The following is a 19,194-nucleotide window of genomic DNA, read 5'->3' as shown; positions in this document are numbered from 1 at the left end:
CAAGAGTGCAAAGACTTATGGCAAAGCGTGACTATTACGAAGTGTTGGGTGTTGAGCGTGGCTCAAGCGAAGCGGACCTGAAGAAGGCTTACCGTCGCCTGGCGATGAAGCACCACCCGGACCGTAATCCCGATGACAAAGCGTCGGAAGATATGTTCAAGGAGGCCAACGAGGCCTACGAAGTGCTGTCCGATTCCAGCAAGCGCGCGGCATACGACCAGTATGGCCATGCCGGTGTCGACCCAAGCATGGGTGGTGGCGGTGCCGGTTTCGGCGGTCAGAACTTCTCCGACATCTTTGGCGATGTCTTCAGTGACTTCTTCGGTGGCGGTCGCGGCGGTTCCCGTGGCGGCGCTCAGCGCGGCAGTGACTTGCGCTACACCCTGGAACTGGACCTCGAAGAGGCGGTGCGCGGTACGACCGTGAATATTCGCGTTCCGACGCTGGTCAACTGCAAGCCTTGCGACGGCTCCGGCGCCAAGAAAGGTTCTGCGCCGGTGACCTGCCCGACGTGCGGCGGTATCGGCCAGGTGCGCATGCAGCAAGGTTTCTTCTCGGTGCAGCAGACATGCCCGCGCTGCCATGGCCAGGGCAAGATCATTTCCGATCCGTGCGATTCCTGCCACGGCGAAGGTCGTGTCGAAGAGTACAAGACCTTGTCGGTGAAAGTGCCGGCCGGTGTCGATACCGGTGACCGCATTCGTCTGTCCGGCGAAGGCGAGGCGGGCGCTCACGGTGGCCCGACGGGCGACCTGTACGTGGTGATCAATGTGCGCGAGCACTCGATTTTCCAGCGCGATGGCAAGCACCTGTTCTGCGAAGTGCCGATCAGCTTCGTCGATGCGGCGCTGGGTGGCGAGCTGGAGATTCCGACCCTTGATGGCCGGGTCAAGCTGAAGATCCCTGAGGGGACTCAGACCGGCAAGCAGTTCCGTGTGCGTGGCAAGGGTGTCGCGCCTGTGCGTGGTGGTGGTGCTGGCGACTTGATGTGCCGTGTTGCGGTCGAGACTCCGGTCAACCTGAGCCGTCGCCAGCGTGAAATGCTCGAGGAATTCCGTAGTTCGTTGGCGGATGACAACAGCCACTCGCCGAAAACCACTGGTTGGTTCGAAGGCGTGAAGCGCTTCTTCGGCGATTTGTAAGGAGGCAGGCATGCGACGTATTGCAGTGATGGGCGCCGCCGGGCGCATGGGCAAGACCCTGATTGAAGCGGTGCAGCAAACTCCGGGCGCCGGTCTGACGGCGGCGGTGGATCGTCCCGACAGCACGTTGGTCGGCGCGGATGCCGGCGAGCTGGCTGCGCTGGGTCGTATCGGTGTGCCTCTGTCCGGTGATCTGGATCGGGTGGTCGACGAGTTCGACGTGCTGATCGACTTCACGCACCCGACGGTGACCCTGAAGAACCTGGCTTTCTGCCGTAAACACGGCAAAGCGATGATCATCGGTACCACCGGTTTCAGCGTTGAAGAAAAGCAGTTGCTGGCGGAAGCGGGCAAGGACATTCCGATTGTCTTCGCGGCCAACTTCAGTGTCGGGGTCAACCTGTGCCTGAAGTTGCTCGACACAGCCGCTCGCGTATTGGGTGACGATGTCGATATCGAAATCACCGAAGCTCACCATCGGCATAAAGTCGATGCGCCGTCCGGCACTGCCGTGCGCATGGGTGAGGTGATTGCCGATGCTCTGGGTCGCGATCTGAAAAAGGTGGCGGTGTATGGTCGTGAGGGCCAGACCGGCGCTCGTGATCGCGAGACCATTGGTTTCGCCACTGTGCGCGCTGGCGACATCGTTGGTGATCACACTGTGCTGTTCGCCGCCGACGGCGAGCGTGTCGAGATCACTCACAAGGCGTCCAGTCGCATGACCTTCGCCAAGGGCGCGGTACGTGCTGCTTTGTGGCTGGACGGGCGCGAGCCTGGCCTTTACGACATGCAAGACGTGCTCGATCTGCGTTAAGATGCACCCGAAATCGGGCTCGCGCACAGCGTTTGAGCCCGGTTTTGTTCCGCCAAGCGACGTCCTGTCGCATTCTCCAGCCTTTAAGGCTCATTGGCGGTAGACCAAAAATGCCTTTTTCTGTAAGCTACAGCTTTAGTGTGTCCACTAAAAGCGCGCAGAATAATTCAGTGAAGAAGCGGGGTGACGTGTCCATACGTCACTCCGCTTTTTTACAACCTGCGATCGCCCTTTCAGGCTTTATTTACGGGAGGTCTTCTTGACTAAGCCAGCCATACTCGCCCTTGCTGATGGCAGCATTTTTCGCGGCGAAGCCATTGGAGCCGACGGTCAGACCGTTGGTGAGGTGGTGTTCAACACCGCAATGACCGGCTATCAGGAAATCCTTACCGATCCTTCCTACGCCCAACAGATCGTTACCCTGACTTACCCGCACATCGGCAACACCGGCACCACGCCGGAAGACGCCGAGTCCAACCGCGTCTGGTCTGCCGGCCTGGTCATCCGTGACCTGCCACTGGTGGCGAGCAACTGGCGTAACACGATGTCCCTGTCCGACTACCTGAAGGCCAACAATGTTGTGGCCATCGCCGGTATCGACACCCGCCGCCTGACGCGCATCCTGCGTGAAAAAGGCGCGCAGAACGGCTGCATCATGGCCGGTGACAACATTTCCGAAGAAGCCGCCATTGCCGCCGCGCAGGGTTTCCCTGGTCTGAAAGGCATGGACCTGGCGAAAGTTGTCAGCACCAAGGACACCTACGAATGGCGTTCGACTGTCTGGGATCTGAAAACCGACAGCCACGCGACCATCGAAGCCTCCGAGCTGCCGTACCACGTGGTTGCCTACGACTACGGCGTCAAGGTGAACATCCTGCGCATGCTGGTCGAGCGCGGTTGCCGCGTGACTGTAGTCCCTGCACAGACTCCAGCGTCCGACGTTCTGGCGCTGAAGCCGGACGGCGTGTTCCTGTCCAACGGCCCTGGTGATCCGGAGCCTTGCGACTACGCGATCCAGGCGATCAAGGACGTGCTGGAAACCGAGATCCCGGTCTTCGGTATCTGCCTCGGTCACCAGCTGCTGGCCCTGGCCTCCGGCGCCAAGACCCTGAAAATGGGTCACGGCCACCACGGTGCCAACCACCCCGTCCAGGACCTGGACAGCGGCGTGGTGATGATCACCAGCCAGAACCACGGTTTTGCCGTAGACGAAGCGACCCTGCCGGCCAACGTTCGCGCGATCCACAAATCGCTGTTCGACGGCACCCTGCAAGGTATCGAGCGTACCGATAAGAGCGCCTTCAGCTTCCAGGGTCACCCGGAAGCCAGCCCTGGCCCGAACGACGTAGCGCCATTGTTCGATCGCTTCATCACCGAGATGGCCAAGCGACGCTGATCGCTCGCCCTGATGTAGCAAAGCTTGAGGGTGGTCCCGACACCGGCGGCCCCCTCAAGGCTTCAGAGATTGAACAAGACGGCTTGCCGACTGACCTGCGGATTTGAGTGACAAACCCATGCCAAAACGTACAGACATTAAAAGCATCCTGATTCTTGGTGCTGGCCCGATCGTGATCGGCCAGGCCTGCGAATTCGACTACTCCGGCGCCCAGGCCTGCAAAGCCCTGCGCGAAGAGGGCTACCGCGTCATCCTGGTGAACTCCAACCCGGCCACCATCATGACCGACCCGGCCATGGCCGACGCCACCTATATCGAGCCAATCAAGTGGCAGACTGTTGCCAAGATCATCGAGAAAGAGCGTCCGGACGCTCTGCTGCCGACCATGGGTGGCCAGACCGCTCTGAACTGCGCCCTGGACCTGGAGCGCGAAGGCGTTCTGGAGAAGTTCGGCGTAGAGATGATCGGTGCTAACGCCGACACCATCGACAAGGCTGAAGACCGTTCGCGTTTCGACAAGGCGATGAAATCCATCGGCCTGGCGTGCCCGCGTTCCGGTATCGCCCACAGCATGGAAGAGGCCAATGCGGTCCTCGAGAAGCTCGGCTTCCCGTGCATCATCCGTCCGTCCTTCACCATGGGCGGCACCGGTGGCGGTATCGCTTACAACCGTGAAGAGTTCGAAGAAATCTGCGCCCGTGGTCTGGACTTGTCGCCGACCAAAGAGCTGCTGATCGACGAATCGCTGATCGGCTGGAAAGAATACGAAATGGAGGTTGTCCGCGATAAGAAGGACAACTGCATCATCGTCTGCTCCATCGAAAACTTTGACCCGATGGGTGTGCACACCGGTGACTCGATCACCGTGGCTCCGGCACAGACCCTGACCGACAAGGAATACCAGATCCTGCGTAACGCCTCCCTGGCGGTACTGCGCGAGATCGGCGTGGAAACCGGCGGTTCCAACGTTCAGTTCGGTATCTGCCCGAACACCGGCCGCATGGTCGTGATCGAGATGAACCCACGTGTATCGCGTTCCTCGGCACTGGCTTCGAAAGCCACCGGCTTCCCGATCGCCAAGGTCGCGGCCAAGCTGGCTGTGGGTTACACCCTCGACGAGCTGTCGAACGACATCACCGGCGGCAAGACCCCGGCGTCCTTTGAACCGTCCATCGACTACGTCGTCACCAAGCTGCCACGCTTCGCTTTCGAGAAGTTCCCCAAGGCTGACGCGCGCCTGACCACTCAGATGAAGTCGGTGGGTGAAGTCATGGCCATCGGCCGTACCTTCCAGGAATCCCTGCAGAAAGCCCTGCGCGGTCTGGAAGTGGGCGTTTGCGGTCTGGACGAGAAGGTTGATCTGGCCAACCCGGAAAGCATGAGCGTACTCAAGCGCGAGCTGACCGTGCCGGGCGCCGAGCGTATCTGGTACGTGGCCGACGCAATGCGCGCCGGCATGACCGTCGAAGACATCTTCGGCATGACCATGATCGACCCTTGGTTCCTGGTGCAGATGGAAGACCTGATCAAGGAAGAAGAGAAGGTCAAGACCCTGGGTCTGACCAGCATCGACCACGATCTGATGTTCCGCCTCAAGCGCAAAGGCTTCTCCGATATGCGCCTGGCCAAGCTGCTGGGTGTGACCGAGAAGAGCCTGCGCGCTCACCGTCACAAGCTGGAAATCTTCCCGGTCTACAAGCGCGTCGACACCTGCGCTGCCGAGTTCGCCACCGATACTGCCTACCTCTACTCGACGTACGAGGAAGAGTGCGAGGCGGCGCCATCGGGTCGCGACAAGATCATGATCCTGGGTGGCGGTCCTAACCGCATCGGCCAGGGCATCGAGTTCGACTACTGCTGCGTACACGCGGCACTGGCCCTGCGCGATGACGGCTACGAGACCATCATGGTCAACTGCAACCCGGAAACCGTTTCCACCGACTACGACACTTCCGATCGCCTGTACTTCGAACCGGTGACCCTGGAAGACGTGCTGGAAATCGTCCGCGTCGAGAAGCCGAAAGGCGTGATCGTCCAGTACGGCGGCCAGACTCCGCTGAAACTGGCGCGTGCCCTGGAAGCCGCCGGCGTGCCGATCATCGGCACCAGCCCTGACGCCATCGACCGTGCCGAAGACCGTGAGCGCTTCCAGCAGATGGTCCAGCGCCTGAACCTGCGTCAGCCGCCAAACGCCACCGTGCGCAGCGAAGACGAAGCGATTCGTGCCGCCAGCAAGATCGGTTATCCGCTGGTAGTGCGTCCGTCCTATGTACTGGGCGGCCGTGCGATGGAAATCGTCTACGAAGAAGAAGAACTCAAGCGCTACCTGCGCGAAGCGGTTCAAGTGTCCAACGACAGCCCGGTGCTGCTGGACCACTTCCTCAACTGCGCCATCGAAATGGACGTGGATGCGGTTTGCGACGGCAAGGACGTGGTAATCGGCGCGATCATGCAGCACATCGAGCAGGCCGGTGTTCACTCCGGTGACTCCGCGTGCTCGCTGCCGCCGTACTCGCTGCCTGCGCACATCCAGGACGAGATGCGCGAACAGGTCAAGAAAATGGCCCTGGAGCTGGGCGTGGTCGGCCTGATGAACGTTCAGTTGGCGCTGCAAGGCGACGACATCTACGTCATCGAAGTCAACCCGCGCGCTTCCCGTACTGTGCCGTTCGTGTCCAAGTGCATCGGTGTTTCCCTGGCAATGATCGCGGCTCGCGTCATGGCCGGTAAGACCTTGAAGGAAATCGGCTTCACCAAGGAAATCATCCCGAACTTCTACAGCGTGAAAGAGGCGGTGTTCCCGTTCGCCAAATTCCCTGGCGTTGACCCGATCCTCGGCCCAGAGATGAAGTCGACCGGTGAAGTGATGGGCGTTGGCGACACCTTCGGTGAAGCGTTCGCCAAGGCCCAGATGGGTGCCAGCGAAGTGCTGCCGACCGGCGGTACTGCGTTCATCAGCGTACGTGACGACGACAAGCCACTGGTTGCGGGCGTGGCCCGTGATCTGATCAACTTGGGCTTCGAAGTGGTCGCCACTGCCGGTACTGCCAAGCTGATCGAGGCTGCAGGCCTGAAAGTGCGCCGTGTGAACAAGGTGACCGAAGGTCGTCCGCACGTGGTCGACATGATCAAGAATGACGAAGTCACGCTGATCATCAACACCACCGAAGGTCGTCAGTCGATCGCTGATTCGTACTCCATTCGTCGTAATGCCCTGCAGCACAAGATTTACTGCACCACCACCATTGCTGCTGGCGAAGCCATCTGTGAAGCGCTGAAGTTCGGTCCCGAGAAGACTGTGCGCCGCTTGCAGGATCTACACGCAGGATTGAAGGCATGAGCATAACGAAGTACCCCATGACCGTTCAGGGCGCTCGCGCCCTGGAAGAAGAGCACACTCACCTGACCAAGGTCGTTCGTCCGAAGCTCAGCCAGGACATCGGTACGGCCCGCGAGTTGGGTGATTTGAAGGAAAACGCCGAATACCACGCTGCTCGTGAGCAGCAGGGTATGGTCGAGGCGCGCATTCGTGACATCGAGGGCCGGATTCAGAATCAGGTCATCATTGATGTCACGAGCATTCCTCATACCGGCAAAGTGATTTTCGGCACCACCGTCGAGATTGCCAATGTCGAGACGGATGAGCGCGTTACATACCACATCGTGGGTGAGGATGAGGCTGACTTCAAACTCGGCAAAATTTCGGTCGGCTCTCCACTGGCCCGCGCCTTGATTGCCAAGGAAGAGGGTGATGTGGTCGCCGTGAAAACGCCTGGCGGCGTTATCGAGTACGAGATTGTCGAAGTTCGCCACATCTGAAGGCTGGCGCCCGTTTCGTGCGGGCGCCATGCTTTGGCAGCTGACCCAGATGTTGTGGGTCGGCGGCTTGTGGCTGTTGCAAATCGGTCTGTTGCCGGTGCTGGGACGAATTGGCCTGGCGCCGCTGCTGATCGATGAAATCGCAGGCACGCTCAATACGTTGGTAGTGGGATTCGCTACGGCGTGTGTGATTTTTCAGGCTTTGGTGCTGGTTAAGGCCGAGGGCCTTGTCAGTCTATGGCGGGATATTCGCGGGCAACTGCTGTTGATGGCGCTGTATGCGTGCGCGATGTACTTCGCGGTGCGTTTCGGCTGGCCGGATGCCGATCGTTGGCAGGCGTTCAGCTATCTTGTTCTGGGCTTTTCCGGGCTGGTGCTGGTGTTGCAGCCGGTGCCGGGATGGAGTGGCAGGGTGCGCGAAGCACACCCTTGACCCTTGCCATCACTTGAAGCGATGGACGTTCGACAGCTGCTTGTTGACGCTGAAGTTCTTGCGGTAGATCAGTGCCATCTTGCCGATGACCTGAACCAGATCCGCTTTGCCGACCTTGCAGAGCTCTGCAATGGACGCCAGGCGCGATTCGCGATCGAGGATGTTGAGCTTGATTTTGATCAGCTCGTGATCCGCCAATGCGCGTTCGAGTTCGGCTAACACACCTTCAGTCAAACCATTGTCTGCCACAATCAAAACTGGTTTCAGATGGTGGCCAATGGATTTGTACTGTTTCTTCTGCTCTTGAGTGAGCGGCATAATCTGACCCCTGCGTCTGATCTTGTAAAAAGCGGCGGCCAGTTTACCCGAGCGAGTCCGGGACCGCCCAGTTAATCACGACCCGTTTTATTTCCGAGGTATCCCGTGGCCCGTTCCAAGACAAGCCTTAACTGGCTGAAAGAACATTTCAACGACCCATTCGTCAAAATGGCACAGAAAGACGGGTACCGTTCCCGCGCCAGCTACAAACTGCTGGAGATCCAGGAAAAGGATCGTCTGATCCGCCCGGGCATGAGCGTAATCGACCTTGGTGCGGCCCCCGGTGGGTGGTCCCAGGTGACCAGTCGTCTGATTGGTGGACAGGGCACACTGATCGCTTCTGACATTCTGGAAATGGACAGCATCCCGGACGTGACCTTCATTCAGGGCGACTTTACCGAGGATGCTGTGCTGGCTCAGATCCTCGATGCCGTCGGAAATAAGGAAGTAGACCTTGTGATTTCCGATATGGCCCCCAATATGAGTGGATTACCGGCCGTAGACATGCCGCGAGCGATGTTCCTGTGAGAGTTGGCACTGGATCTCTCGACTCGGGTGCTTAAGCCCGGTGGTGATTTTTTGATCAAGATCTTCCAGGGTGAAGGCTTCGACGAGTTCCACAAGAGCGTTCGCCAGCAGTTCGAGAAGGTGCAGATGCGCAAGCCGACCTCGTCGCGCGACCGTTCTCGCGAGCAGTACCTGCTGGGCCGCGGTTTCCGCGGACGCAGTGAGGGTTGAGTGAATTTTCGATCGGGGTGATAGGATTTTTGTATTACGCCTTGTCAGAATTAGCGAATATTGTGTAGGAAGTGTTTCACAAAGGGTTACAGACGGCGCCTGCCAAGTCGTAGGTAATGTAGTAAGTTAGGCCGGTGAATATCATGCGAAGCGCGCGTCAGTAGCGGAGCTTGCTTCAGAGGGTAGTTAATTGAACGATATGGCAAAGAATCTGATCCTGTGGTTGATCATCGCGGCTGTCCTGGTGACGGTGATGAACAACTTCTCCAGCCCTAACGAGCCGCAGACCCTCAACTATTCCGACTTCATCCAGCAGGTCAAGGATGGCAAGGTCGAGCGCGTGGCGGTTGATGGCTACGTGATTACCGGCAAGCGCAACGATGGCGACAGCTTCAAGACCATTCGCCCGGCGATCCAGGACAACGGCCTGATCGGTGACCTGGTGGATAACCACGTCGTGGTCGAAGGCAAGCAGCCTGAACAGCAAAGCATCTGGACTCAGCTTCTGGTCGCCAGCTTCCCGATCCTCGTGATCATCGCCGTGTTCATGTTCTTCATGCGGCAGATGCAGGGCGGTGCAGGTGGCAAGGGTGGGCCGATGAGCTTCGGCAAGAGCAAGGCACGCCTGCTCTCCGAAGATCAGGTCAAAACCACTTTGGCTGACGTTGCCGGTTGCGACGAAGCCAAGGAAGAAGTTGGCGAGTTGGTTGAATTCCTGCGTGATCCGGGCAAGTTCCAGCGTTTGGGCGGCCGCATTCCTCGTGGCGTGCTGATGGTCGGTCCTCCTGGTACTGGTAAAACCTTGATTGCCAAGGCGATTGCCGGCGAAGCCAAAGTGCCGTTCTTCACCATTTCTGGCTCCGACTTCGTCGAAATGTTCGTCGGTGTGGGTGCCAGCCGTGTTCGCGACATGTTCGAACAGGCCAAGAAACACGCTCCATGCATCATCTTCATCGACGAAATCGATGCGGTCGGTCGCCATCGTGGTGCTGGCATGGGTGGTGGTCACGACGAGCGCGAGCAGACGCTCAACCAGTTGCTGGTCGAGATGGACGGCTTCGAAATGAATGACGGCATCATCGTGATCGCCGCAACCAACCGTCCTGATGTACTGGACCCTGCGCTGCTGCGTCCGGGCCGTTTCGACCGTCAGGTTGTAGTCGGTCTGCCGGACATCCGTGGTCGCGAACAGATTCTCAAGGTCCACATGCGCAAAGTGCCGATGGGCGACGACGTTGCTCCGGCCGTGATCGCTCGTGGTACTCCAGGCTTCTCCGGTGCTGACCTGGCCAACCTGGTGAACGAGGCGTCGTTGTTCGCTGCCCGCGCCGGCAAGCGCATCGTCGAGATGAAAGAATTCGAACTGGCCAAAGACAAAATCATGATGGGCGCCGAGCGCAAATCCATGGTCATGTCCGAGAAAGAAAAACAGAACACGGCTTATCACGAAGCGGGTCACGCCATTGTGGGGCGTGTCGTGCCTGAGCATGATCCGGTGTACAAGGTGTCGATCATCCCGCGCGGTCGTGCGCTGGGTGTGACCATGTTCCTGCCGGAAGAAGATCGTTACAGCCTGTCCAAGCGTGCGTTGATCAGTCAGATCTGCTCGTTGTACGGCGGTCGTATCGCTGAAGAAATGACCCTTGGCTTCGATGGCGTGACCACCGGTGCCTCCAACGACATCATGCGCGCCAGCCAGATTGCGCGGAACATGGTGACCAAGTGGGGTCTTTCGGAAAAACTCGGTCCGTTGATGTATGCCGAAGAAGAGGGTGAAGTGTTCCTCGGTCGCGGCGGTGGCGGTCAGAGTGCAAGCTTCTCTGGTGAGACAGCCAAGCTGATCGACTCCGAAGTGCGCAGCATCATCGATCAGTGCTACGGCACGGCGAAGCAGATTCTCACGGACAACCGTGACAAGCTCGATGCGATGGCCGATGCCTTGATGAAGTACGAAACGATCGATGCCGAGCAGATCGACGACATCATGGCGGGTCGTACGCCTCGCGAGCCACGCGACTGGTCGGGTGGCACGGGTACTTCCGGCACCCCTCCGGTGGTGCAGGATGAGCGTCCGGAAACACCGATCGGTGGTCCTGCTGCTGACGTATAAGGTTTGAAATGACTTCTGTTCAGTCCTCGACCCGGTTGCCTTGCGGCAACCGGGTTCTTGATTTGGCCCAGACGCATGTCATGGGTATTCTCAATGTCACTCCTGATTCTTTCTCCGATGGTGGCCAATACAGCCAGCTCGACGCGGCCATGCGCCACGCCGAAGCCATGGTGGCAGCCGGCGCGACGCTGATCGATGTCGGTGGCGAATCTACCCGTCCAGGTGCCAGGGCGGTGTCGCCACTGGAGGAGTTGGAGCGCGTAGCGCCCATTGTCGAGCGCATCAGTCGCGAACTGGATGTCATCATCTCGGTCGACACCTCCACGCCAGCCGTCATGCGTGAAACTGCACGTCTGGGTGCCGGGTTGATCAATGACGTGCGTTCGTTGCGTCGCGATGGTGCCCTGGATGCTGCGGCGGCCACCGGGCTACCGGTTTGCCTGATGCATATGCTGGGAGAGCCAGGCTATATGCAGGACAATCCGCAGTATCAGGACGTTACAAGGGAAGTCGGTGAGTTTCTCGCCGAACGCATGCATCAGTGTTCATTGGCGGGAATTGCGGCTGAGCGGATCATTCTTGACCCCGGCTTTGGCTTCGCCAAAACCTTGCAGCACAATCTGAGTTTGTTCAAACATATGGAAACCCTGCATGCCTTGGGGCGACCCCTGTTGGTCGGGGTTTCGCGAAAGAGCATGATTGGTCAGGCGTTGAATCGTCCGGTGGGGGACCGACTGTATGGTGGTTTGGCGCTCGCGGCGCTGGCTTCGGTGAAGGGTGCGCGTATATTGCGCGTCCATGATGTAGCCGAAACAATGGATGTGGTGCGGATGATCGCCGCAGTGGAATCAGCCGAATAAGAATGATGGAGCACTTATGAGCAAAAAATATTTTGGCACCGACGGTATTCGTGGGCGTGTCGGTGAATACCCGATTACTCCTGATTTCATGCTCAAGCTCGGCTGGGCTGCAGGTATGGCGTTCCGCAAGATGGGCGCCTGCAAGGTATTGGTAGGTAAGGACACCCGGATCTCCGGCTACATGTTCGAGTCTGCGCTTGAGGCAGGGCTGACGTCGGCAGGTGCTGATGTGATGCTCCTTGGGCCTATGCCGACCCCGGCTATTGCCTACCTGACGCGTACCTTTCATGCCGAAGCTGGCATCGTGATCAGTGCGTCGCACAATCCGCATGATGACAATGGCATCAAGTTCTTCTCCGGCAATGGCACCAAGCTGCCGGATGAAGTCGAGCATATGATCGAAGAGTTGCTCGATACGCCAATGACTGTGGTTGAGTCGAGCAAGATCGGCAAGGTGTCGCGAATCAATGATGCGTCGGGTCGGTATATCGAATTCTGCAAGAGCAGTGTGCCGACCGGTACCAGCTTTACCGGTCTCAAGATTGTGATCGACTGCGCCCATGGTGCGACCTATAAAGTGGCGCCGAGTGTGTTTCGTGAGTTGGGTGCCGAAGTCGTGGTCTTGTCCGCGCAGCCCAACGGTTTGAATATCAATGATAACTGCGGCTCGACCCATATGGGGCAACTGCAGGCCGCTGTGCTGGCTGAACACGCCGATCTGGGTATCGCCTTCGATGGTGATGGTGACCGGGTGTTGATGGTGGATCACACGGGGGCCATCGTCGATGGTGATGAGTTGCTGTTCATCATTGCTCGCGACCTGCATGAGCGAGACAAGCTGCAGGGTGGTGTAGTCGGTACACTGATGAGCAACCTGGGATTGGAGTTGGCCTTGGCCGACCTGGCGATTCCATTTGTCCGCGCCAATGTTGGTGATCGTTATGTGATTGCTGATCTGCTGGAGCGCAACTGGCTGGTCGGTGGCGAAAATTCGGGTCATATCGTTTGCTTCAATTACACCACCACTGGTGATGCGATTATCGCCGCGTTGCAGGTACTGAAGGCGTTGAAAGCCCGTGCGCAAGGTTTGGCTGAAGCGCGTCAGGCGCTGCGCAAATGCCCTCAGGTGCTGATCAATGTTCGTTTCGGTGGCGGCGCAAACCCACTCGACCATCCGTCGGTCAAGGAAGCCAGCGAGCGTGTGACCAAGGCCATGGCGGGTCGGGGGCGTGTGCTGTTGCGCAAGTCCGGAACCGAACCGCTGGTGCGTGTGATGGTCGAAGGCGAAGACGAAACGCAGGTTCGTGGCTACGCCGAAGAGCTGGCAAAACTGGTTACTGAAGTTTCTGCCTGAATTCGGCTTGCCAGCCATGATTGTGTTGGGTAACATCTGCGCCCACTTTGACCGACGAGGTACAGCATGCGTCGCCCTATGGTAGCTGGTAACTGGAAGATGCACGGTACCCGCGCCAGCGTCGCTGAGCTGATCAACGGCCTTCGTGACTTGGCCTTGCCGAGCGATGTTGATGTTGCGGTATTCCCGCCTTGCCTGCATATCAATCAAGTGATTGATGGTCTGGAAGGAAAGTCGATTTCGGTCGGCGCGCAGAATTCTGCGGTGGAATCCGGACAAGGTGCGTTGACCGGTGAAGTTGCACCGAGTCAGTTGGTGGATGCAGGTTGTTCCCTGGTGCTTGTCGGGCACTCCGAACGCCGCCAGATTATGGGCGAGCAGGACGGAATGCTGATCCGCAAGTTCGCAGCGGCACAGGCATGTGGCTTGATTCCGGTGTTGTGCATAGGGGAAACCCTTGAGCAGCGTGAAGCCGGAAAGACTCTTGAGGTTGTCTCGCGTCAGCTGGGCAGTATCATTGAGGAGCTGGGTGTCGGTGCCTTTGCCAAGGCAGTGATCGCTTACGAACCGGTCTGGGCCATTGGCACCGGGCTGACTGCAACGCCACAACAGGCGCAGGATGTGCACGCAGCCATTCGCGCCCAGTTGGCGGCAGAGAATTCTGAGGTCGCACAAGGTGTGCGGCTTCTATACGGCGGCAGCGTGAAGGCGGCCAATGCGGTCGAACTGTTCGGCATGCCGGATATCGATGGGGGTCTCATTGGTGGGGCTTCCCTGAATGCAGATGAGTTCGGTGCGATTTGTCGCGCCGCGGGAAACTGAAAAAATGCTGGAAACAGTCGTAGTCGTTTTTCATCTGCTGGGTGCATTGGGCGTAGTAGCTCTGGTTTTGCTGCAGCAGGGTAAAGGTGCGGATGCTGGCGCGTCTTTCGGAGCAGGTGCTTCAAATACTGTGTTCGGAAGCCAAGGTTCCTCTACCTTTCTTAGTAAGTTTACTGCTATACTTGCCGCAGGTTTTTTCATAACCAGCTTGGGGTTAGGTTACTTTGCTAAAGAGAAGGCTCACCAGCTGACTCAAGTAGGTCTCCCAAATCCAGCGGTACTGGAAGTTCCAAAGCAGCAACCGGCTTCTGATGATGTCCCGGTGCTTCAAGAGCAAAAGTCGGCTACTCCAGCGACTGACGTGCCTCCAGCTCAAGAGCAGAAGTAAGAAGGGTTTTAAACGTAGTATTGCCGAGGTGGTGGAATTGGTAGACACGCAACCTTGAGGTGGTTGTGCCCATAGGGTGTAGGGGTTCGAGTCCCCTTCTCGGTACCAATTAGTCAGGAGAGCCCGCTGTTGCGGGCTTTCTTGCAGGTGGAAGGTTACATTGACCCTGTAGGGGATCGGTCGTATACTTCCGCCCCAGCTTTGTCGCGGGGTGGAGCAGTCTGGTAGCTCGTCGGGCTCATAACCCGAAGGTCGTCGGTTCAAATCCGGCCCCCGCAACCAGTTTAAGGAGCCCCTTTTCAGGGGCTTTTTGTTAGCTGGACACTTTCAACGCCGCTGTTCAACGGCGTTTCAAGGATGGGCGTTTCGCCCATTTTTTTATTTTGCATAGCATGCACATACATGCACTAGGGGGTTCAGGTGTCGAGCAAGCTAGAAGAGTTGCAGGCCTTGCTGGCCCCGGTGGTCGTGGCCCTAGGCTATGAATGCTGGGGTATCGAGTTTTCGGCTCAGGGTCGTCACTCGATGTTGCGCGTTTATATCGATAAAGAAGGCGGCGTGCTGGTGGACGATTGCGCCATCGTCAGCCGTCAGATCAGCGGTGTGCTGGATGTTGAAGATCCAATCTCCGTTGAATACACCCTTGAAGTTTCCTCGCCTGGCATGGAACGCCCGCTGTTCACTCTTGAGCAGTTTGCAAAATTTGCCGGTGAACAAGTGAAGATCAAGCTGCGCTCGCCTTTTGAAGGACGACGCAACTTTCAGGGCCTTCTGCGCGGCGTAGAAGAGCAGGATGTCGTGGTGCAGGTAGAAGACCATGAGTTCCTGTTGCCGATCGATATGATCGACAAGGCCAACATTATTCCCAGTTTTGACTGAGGCGTGCCAGATACTGCGGATCCCGCGGATCCAATGGCTTGCGAAAGGCGAGGCGTACGATGAGCAAAGAAGTACTGCTGGTTGTTGAGTCGGTATCCAATGAAAAGGGCGTACCGGCAAACGTTATTTTTGAAGCGCTGGAGCTGGCTCTGGCCACTGCTACCAAAAAGCGTTTCGAAGACGAAGTTGATCTGCGTGTGGAAATCAATCGCCACACGGGTGCATACGAGACATTCCGTCGCTGGACGGTCGTCGAAGAAGCAGACCTGGACGATCCGGCCATCGAAACCTGGCCGAGCAAGGTTGCTGAAACGCATCCTGGCGCCAAGGTCGGTGATGTCGTAGAAGAGAAAATCGAGTCCATCGAGTTCGGCCGCATTGCTGCACAGACTGCCAAGCAAGTCATTGTGCAGAAAGTTCGCGAAGCCGAGCGCGCTCAGGTTGTTGACGCTTACCGCGAACGCCTGGGTGAAATCATCTCCGGCACCGTGAAAAAAGTCACCCGCGACAACGTGATCGTTGATCTGGGCAACAACGCTGAAGCGTTGCTGGCCCGTGAAGACATCATTTCTCGCGAAACTTTCCGGGTTGGCGTGCGTCTGCGTGCGCTGCTCAAGGAAATCCGCACCGAGAACCGCGGCCCGCAGTTGATCCTGTCGCGCACCGCGCCGGAAATGCTGATCGAGTTGTTCCGCATCGAAGTGCCGGAAATTGCCGAAGGCCTGATCGAAGTAATGGCTGCGTCCCGTGATCCGGGTTCGCGCGCCAAGATCGCCGTTCGCTCCAAGGACAAACGCATCGACCCGCAAGGCGCTTGCATCGGTATGCGCGGTTCGCGCGTCCAGGCAGTGTCGGGTGAGTTGGGCGGTGAGCGTGTTGACATCGTTCTGTGGGACGACAACCCGGCTCAGTTCGTGATCAACGCCATGTCCCCGGCCGAGGTTGCGGCAATTATCGTTGACGAAGATGCCCACGCAATGGACATCGCCGTTGGCGCAGACAATCTGGCTCAGGCCATCGGTCGCGGTGGTCAGAACGTGCGTCTGGCTAGCCAGTTGACTGGCTGGACCCTGAACGTGATGACCGAATCGGACATCCAGGCTAAACAGCAAGCAGAAACCGGCGACATCCTGCGCAACTTCATCGACGAGCTGGAAGTCGACGAAGATCTGGCGCAGGTGCTGGTGGACGAAGGCTTTACCAGCCTGGAAGAGATTGCCTACGTACCGTTGGAAGAAATGCTCAACATCGACGGCTTTGACGAAGACACCGTCAACGAGCTTCGCGCTCGGGCCAAGGATCGCTTGTTGACTAAAGCCATCGCTACTGAGGAAAAGCTGGCAGACGCCCATCCGGCCGAAGACCTGCTCTCGCTTGAGGGTATGGACAAGGATTTGGCGATGGAACTGGCGGTGCGCGGCGTAATTACCCGCGAAGACCTGGCCGAGCAGTCTATTGACGACCTGCTCGACATCGACGGCATTGACGATGATCGTGCCGGCAAGTTGATCATGGCCGCCCGAGCCCACTGGTTCGAGTAATTAGGCGCGGCCTGAGGAGAGAAGTGCATGACGCAAGTCACGGTGAAACAACTGGCCGATGAGGTCAAAACACCGGTAGAGCGCCTGTTGCAGCAGATGCGTGAGGCAGGTCTGCCGCACACCGCCGCCGAAGAACATGTGACTGACAGTGAGAAGCAATCGTTGCTGACTCACTTGAAAAGCAGCCACAAGGCGAAAGTGGAAGAACCACGCAAGATTACGCTGCAGCGTAAAACCACCAGCACCCTGCGTGTTGCTGGCAGCAAAAGCATCAGCGTTGAAGTACGCAAGAAGAAAGTCTTCGTACAGCGCAGCCCGGAAGAAATCGAAGCCGAGCGCAAGCGTGAACTGGATGAACGTCGCGCAGTAGAAAATGCTGCTCGTCAGAAGGCTGAAGAAGAAGCCAAGCGTCGCGCCGAAGAAGAAGCGCGTCGCCAGCCTGCTGCTGCATCGACCGCTCATGCCGTACCTGTTGCAGCGCCTGCTGCGGTGGCCGAGCCAGTTCGCGAAAGCGCACCGGTTGTGGCGGCCGCTCCGGCTCCTGCGGCCGATACCCGCAAGCGTGACGAACAGCGCCGTCCGGACAAGCCACGTGCCGACGACAACAGTCGTCGCGGTAGCGGCGATGGCGAGCGCAAAAACGCTCCGCATCGTGCTTCGGTCAAGGAAAAGGCGCCGGCTCCACGCGTTGCCCCACGTACTACCGACGAAGAAAGCGATGGCTTCCGTCGTGGTGGTCGCGGCAAGGCCAAGCTGAAGAAGCGCAACGCCCACGGTTTCCAGAGCCCGACCGGCCCTGTCGTGCGCGAAGTGAAGATCGGCGAAACCATCACTGTTGGCGACCTCGCCCAGCAGATGTCGGTGAAGGCTGCTGAAATCATCAAGTTCATGTTCAAACTGGGTACTCCAGCGACCATCAACCAGGTACTGGATCAGGAAACTGCTCAACTGGTTGCCGAAGAGCTGGGCCACAAAGTGACCCTGGTCAGCGACACCGCCCTGGAAGATTCCCTGGCCGAGTCCCTGAAGTTTGAAGGCGAGGCAGTTTCCCGTGCACCAGTCGTGACCGTAATGGGCCACGTTGACCACGGTAAGACTTCCCTGCTCGACTACATCCGTCGTGCCAAGGTTGCTGCTGGCGAAGCCGGTGGTATCACCCAGCACATCGGTGCTTACCACGTTGAAACCGACCGTGGCATGGTGACGTTCCTCGACACCCCTGGTCACGCTGCGTTTACCGCAATGCGTGCCCGTGGTGCCAAGGCGACCGACATCGTGATCCTGGTGGTTGCAGCGGACGACGGTGTGATGCCGCAGACCATTGAAGCCGTACAACACGCAGTAGCGGCCGGTGTTCCACTGGTTGTTGCAGTGAACAAGATCGACAAGCCGGGCGCCGATCTCGATCGCATCCGTAGCGAACTGTCGGTTCACGGCGTGACGTCGGAAGAGTGGGGTGGTGACACTCCGTTCGTACCGGTCTCGGCGAAGATGGGTACTGGCGTCGACGAACTGCTCGAAGCTGTTCTGCTGCAAGCCGAAGTCCTGGAACTGACCGCAACTCCGTCGGCTCCTGGCCGTGGCGTCGTGGTTGAATCCCGTCTGGACAAGGGCCGTGGCCCGGTGGCTACCGTTCTGGTTCAAGACGGTACCCTGCGTCAGGGCGACATGGTCCTGGTCGGTTCGAACTATGGCCGCGTTCGCGCCATGCTCGACGAGAACGGCAAGTCAATCAAGGAAGCCGGTCCGGCCATCCCTGTCGAGATCCTCGGCCTGGACGGTACCCCGGATGCTGGCGACGAGATGAGCGTGGTTGCCGACGAGAAGAAAGCCCGTGAAGTGGCTCTGTTCCGTCAAGGCAAGTTCCGCGAAGTCAAACTGGCTCGTGCTCACGCCGGCAAGCTGGAAAACATCTTCGAAAACATGGGTCAGGAAGAGAAGAAGACGCTCAACATCGTCCTCAAATCCGACGTCCGTGGATCGCTGGAAGCGTTGAACGGTGCCTTGAACGGCCTGGGTAACGACGAAGTGCAAGTGCGTGTAGTGGGTGGCGGTGTCGGTGGTATCACCGAATCCGACGCCAACCTGGCACTGGCCTCCAACGCTGTACTGTTCGGCTTCAACGTGCGTGCCGATGCTGGCGCGCGCAAGATCGTCGAGCAGGAAGGTCTGGATATGCGTTACTACAACGTGATCTACGACATCATCGAAGACGTCAAGAAAGCCCTGACCGGTATGCTCGGCAGCGATGTTCGCGAGAACATCCTGGGTATCGCCGAAGTGCGTGACGTGTTCCGTTCGCCGAAGTTTGGCGCGATCGCCGGTTGCATGGTTATCGAAGGTGTTGTGCACCGTAACCGTCCAATCCGTGTACTGCGTGAAGACATCGTTATCTTCGAAGGCGAGCTGGAATCCCTGCGCCGCTTCAAGGATGACGCTTCCGAAGTACGTGCCGGCATGGAATGCGGTATCGGCGTGAAGAGCTACAACGACGTTAAAGTCGGTGACAAGATCGAAGTCTTCGAGAAGGTGCAGGTTGCTCGCAGCCTCTAACTCGCGCACTTCAGGAGCCGTGACGGG

Annotated in this window: 15 protein-coding genes, 2 tRNA genes and 1 pseudogene; 17 read left to right on the top strand and 1 reads right to left on the bottom strand. The window is 58.3% G+C overall.

What is annotated here, in order from left to right:
• The first annotated feature begins 17 nt into the window (after positions 1-17).
• From dnaJ to AC1DVE_RS14120, 6 genes are all read left to right on the top strand, one after another.
• Complete coding sequence (dnaJ, locus tag AC1DVE_RS14145; protein WP_223454177.1) at positions 18-1,142, top strand: molecular chaperone DnaJ; 1,125 nt, start codon at positions 18-20, stop codon at positions 1,140-1,142.
• A gap of 10 nt (positions 1,143-1,152) precedes the next feature.
• Positions 1,153-1,956 (top strand): 4-hydroxy-tetrahydrodipicolinate reductase, encoded by an 804-nt coding sequence (gene dapB / locus AC1DVE_RS14140; protein ID WP_057716481.1) that lies wholly within the window; start codon positions 1,153-1,155, stop codon positions 1,954-1,956.
• Between the two features lie 259 nt (positions 1,957-2,215).
• Complete coding sequence (carA, locus tag AC1DVE_RS14135; protein ID WP_223454175.1) at positions 2,216-3,352, top strand: glutamine-hydrolyzing carbamoyl-phosphate synthase small subunit; 1,137 nt, start codon at positions 2,216-2,218, stop codon at positions 3,350-3,352.
• A gap of 118 nt (positions 3,353-3,470) precedes the next feature.
• A complete protein-coding gene (gene carB, locus AC1DVE_RS14130; RefSeq protein ID WP_223454173.1) occupies positions 3,471-6,692 on the top strand; it encodes a carbamoyl-phosphate synthase large subunit in 3,222 nt (1,073 codons plus the stop codon).
• 2 nt (positions 6,693-6,694) lie between these two features.
• A complete protein-coding gene (gene greA, locus AC1DVE_RS14125) occupies positions 6,695-7,171 on the top strand; it encodes a transcription elongation factor GreA (RefSeq protein ID WP_108218328.1) in 477 nt (158 codons plus the stop codon).
• Positions 7,172-7,199: 28 nt separating this feature from the next.
• Entirely contained in the window at positions 7,200-7,604 is a 405-nt protein-coding gene (locus tag AC1DVE_RS14120) for an MFS transporter (protein ID WP_150727522.1), read from the top strand.
• Between the two features lie 9 nt (positions 7,605-7,613).
• On the opposite strand, the gene AC1DVE_RS14115 is transcribed toward AC1DVE_RS14120, so the two are convergent.
• Positions 7,614-7,922, bottom strand: coding sequence for a YhbY family RNA-binding protein (locus tag AC1DVE_RS14115; RefSeq protein ID WP_007942889.1), 309 nt, complete (start codon positions 7,920-7,922; stop codon positions 7,614-7,616).
• A 105-nt stretch (positions 7,923-8,027) separates the two neighbouring features.
• Here AC1DVE_RS14115 and rlmE point away from each other — a divergent pair.
• From rlmE to infB, 11 genes and pseudogenes are all read left to right on the top strand, one after another.
• Positions 8,028-8,660: pseudogene (gene rlmE, locus AC1DVE_RS14110) on the top strand (23S rRNA (uridine(2552)-2'-O)-methyltransferase RlmE).
• A 199-nt stretch (positions 8,661-8,859) separates the two neighbouring features.
• Complete coding sequence (gene ftsH / locus AC1DVE_RS14105; protein ID WP_057716478.1) at positions 8,860-10,770, top strand: ATP-dependent zinc metalloprotease FtsH; 1,911 nt, start codon at positions 8,860-8,862, stop codon at positions 10,768-10,770.
• 8 nt (positions 10,771-10,778) lie between these two features.
• Positions 10,779-11,630 carry a dihydropteroate synthase gene (folP, locus tag AC1DVE_RS14100; protein WP_223454171.1) on the top strand — a complete coding sequence of 284 codons (852 nt, stop codon included), beginning with the start codon at positions 10,779-10,781 and terminating at the stop codon, positions 11,628-11,630.
• Between the two features lie 16 nt (positions 11,631-11,646).
• Positions 11,647-12,984 carry a phosphoglucosamine mutase gene (gene glmM / locus AC1DVE_RS14095; RefSeq protein ID WP_108218140.1) on the top strand — a complete coding sequence of 446 codons (1,338 nt, stop codon included), beginning with the start codon at positions 11,647-11,649 and terminating at the stop codon, positions 12,982-12,984.
• A gap of 66 nt (positions 12,985-13,050) precedes the next feature.
• Positions 13,051-13,806, top strand: a complete 756-nt coding sequence (gene tpiA, locus AC1DVE_RS14090) for a triose-phosphate isomerase (RefSeq protein WP_150727489.1) — start codon at positions 13,051-13,053, stop codon at positions 13,804-13,806.
• A 4-nt stretch (positions 13,807-13,810) separates the two neighbouring features.
• Complete coding sequence (secG, locus tag AC1DVE_RS14085; protein ID WP_017336473.1) at positions 13,811-14,194, top strand: preprotein translocase subunit SecG; 384 nt, start codon at positions 13,811-13,813, stop codon at positions 14,192-14,194.
• Positions 14,195-14,216: 22 nt separating this feature from the next.
• Positions 14,217-14,302 (top strand) — tRNA-Leu (locus AC1DVE_RS14080).
• A gap of 97 nt (positions 14,303-14,399) precedes the next feature.
• Positions 14,400-14,476: transfer RNA gene (locus tag AC1DVE_RS14075), tRNA-Met, on the top strand.
• A gap of 138 nt (positions 14,477-14,614) precedes the next feature.
• A complete protein-coding gene (gene rimP / locus AC1DVE_RS14070) occupies positions 14,615-15,073 on the top strand; it encodes a ribosome maturation factor RimP (RefSeq protein WP_007973115.1) in 459 nt (152 codons plus the stop codon).
• Positions 15,074-15,132: 59 nt separating this feature from the next.
• Positions 15,133-16,614: a transcription termination factor NusA gene (gene nusA, locus AC1DVE_RS14065; protein WP_008057419.1), complete on the top strand. Its 1,482-nt coding sequence runs from the start codon at positions 15,133-15,135 to the stop codon at positions 16,612-16,614.
• Positions 16,615-16,641: 27 nt separating this feature from the next.
• Positions 16,642-19,167 carry a translation initiation factor IF-2 gene (infB, locus tag AC1DVE_RS14060; protein ID WP_223454169.1) on the top strand — a complete coding sequence of 842 codons (2,526 nt, stop codon included), beginning with the start codon at positions 16,642-16,644 and terminating at the stop codon, positions 19,165-19,167.
• Positions 19,168-19,194: the final 27 nt, after the last annotated feature.

This window comes from Pseudomonas sp. P4_B4, from assembly GCF_056402255.1.
The sequence above is the reverse complement of the archived record's forward strand: the minus strand, read 5'-3'. Positions and strand labels throughout refer to the sequence as shown.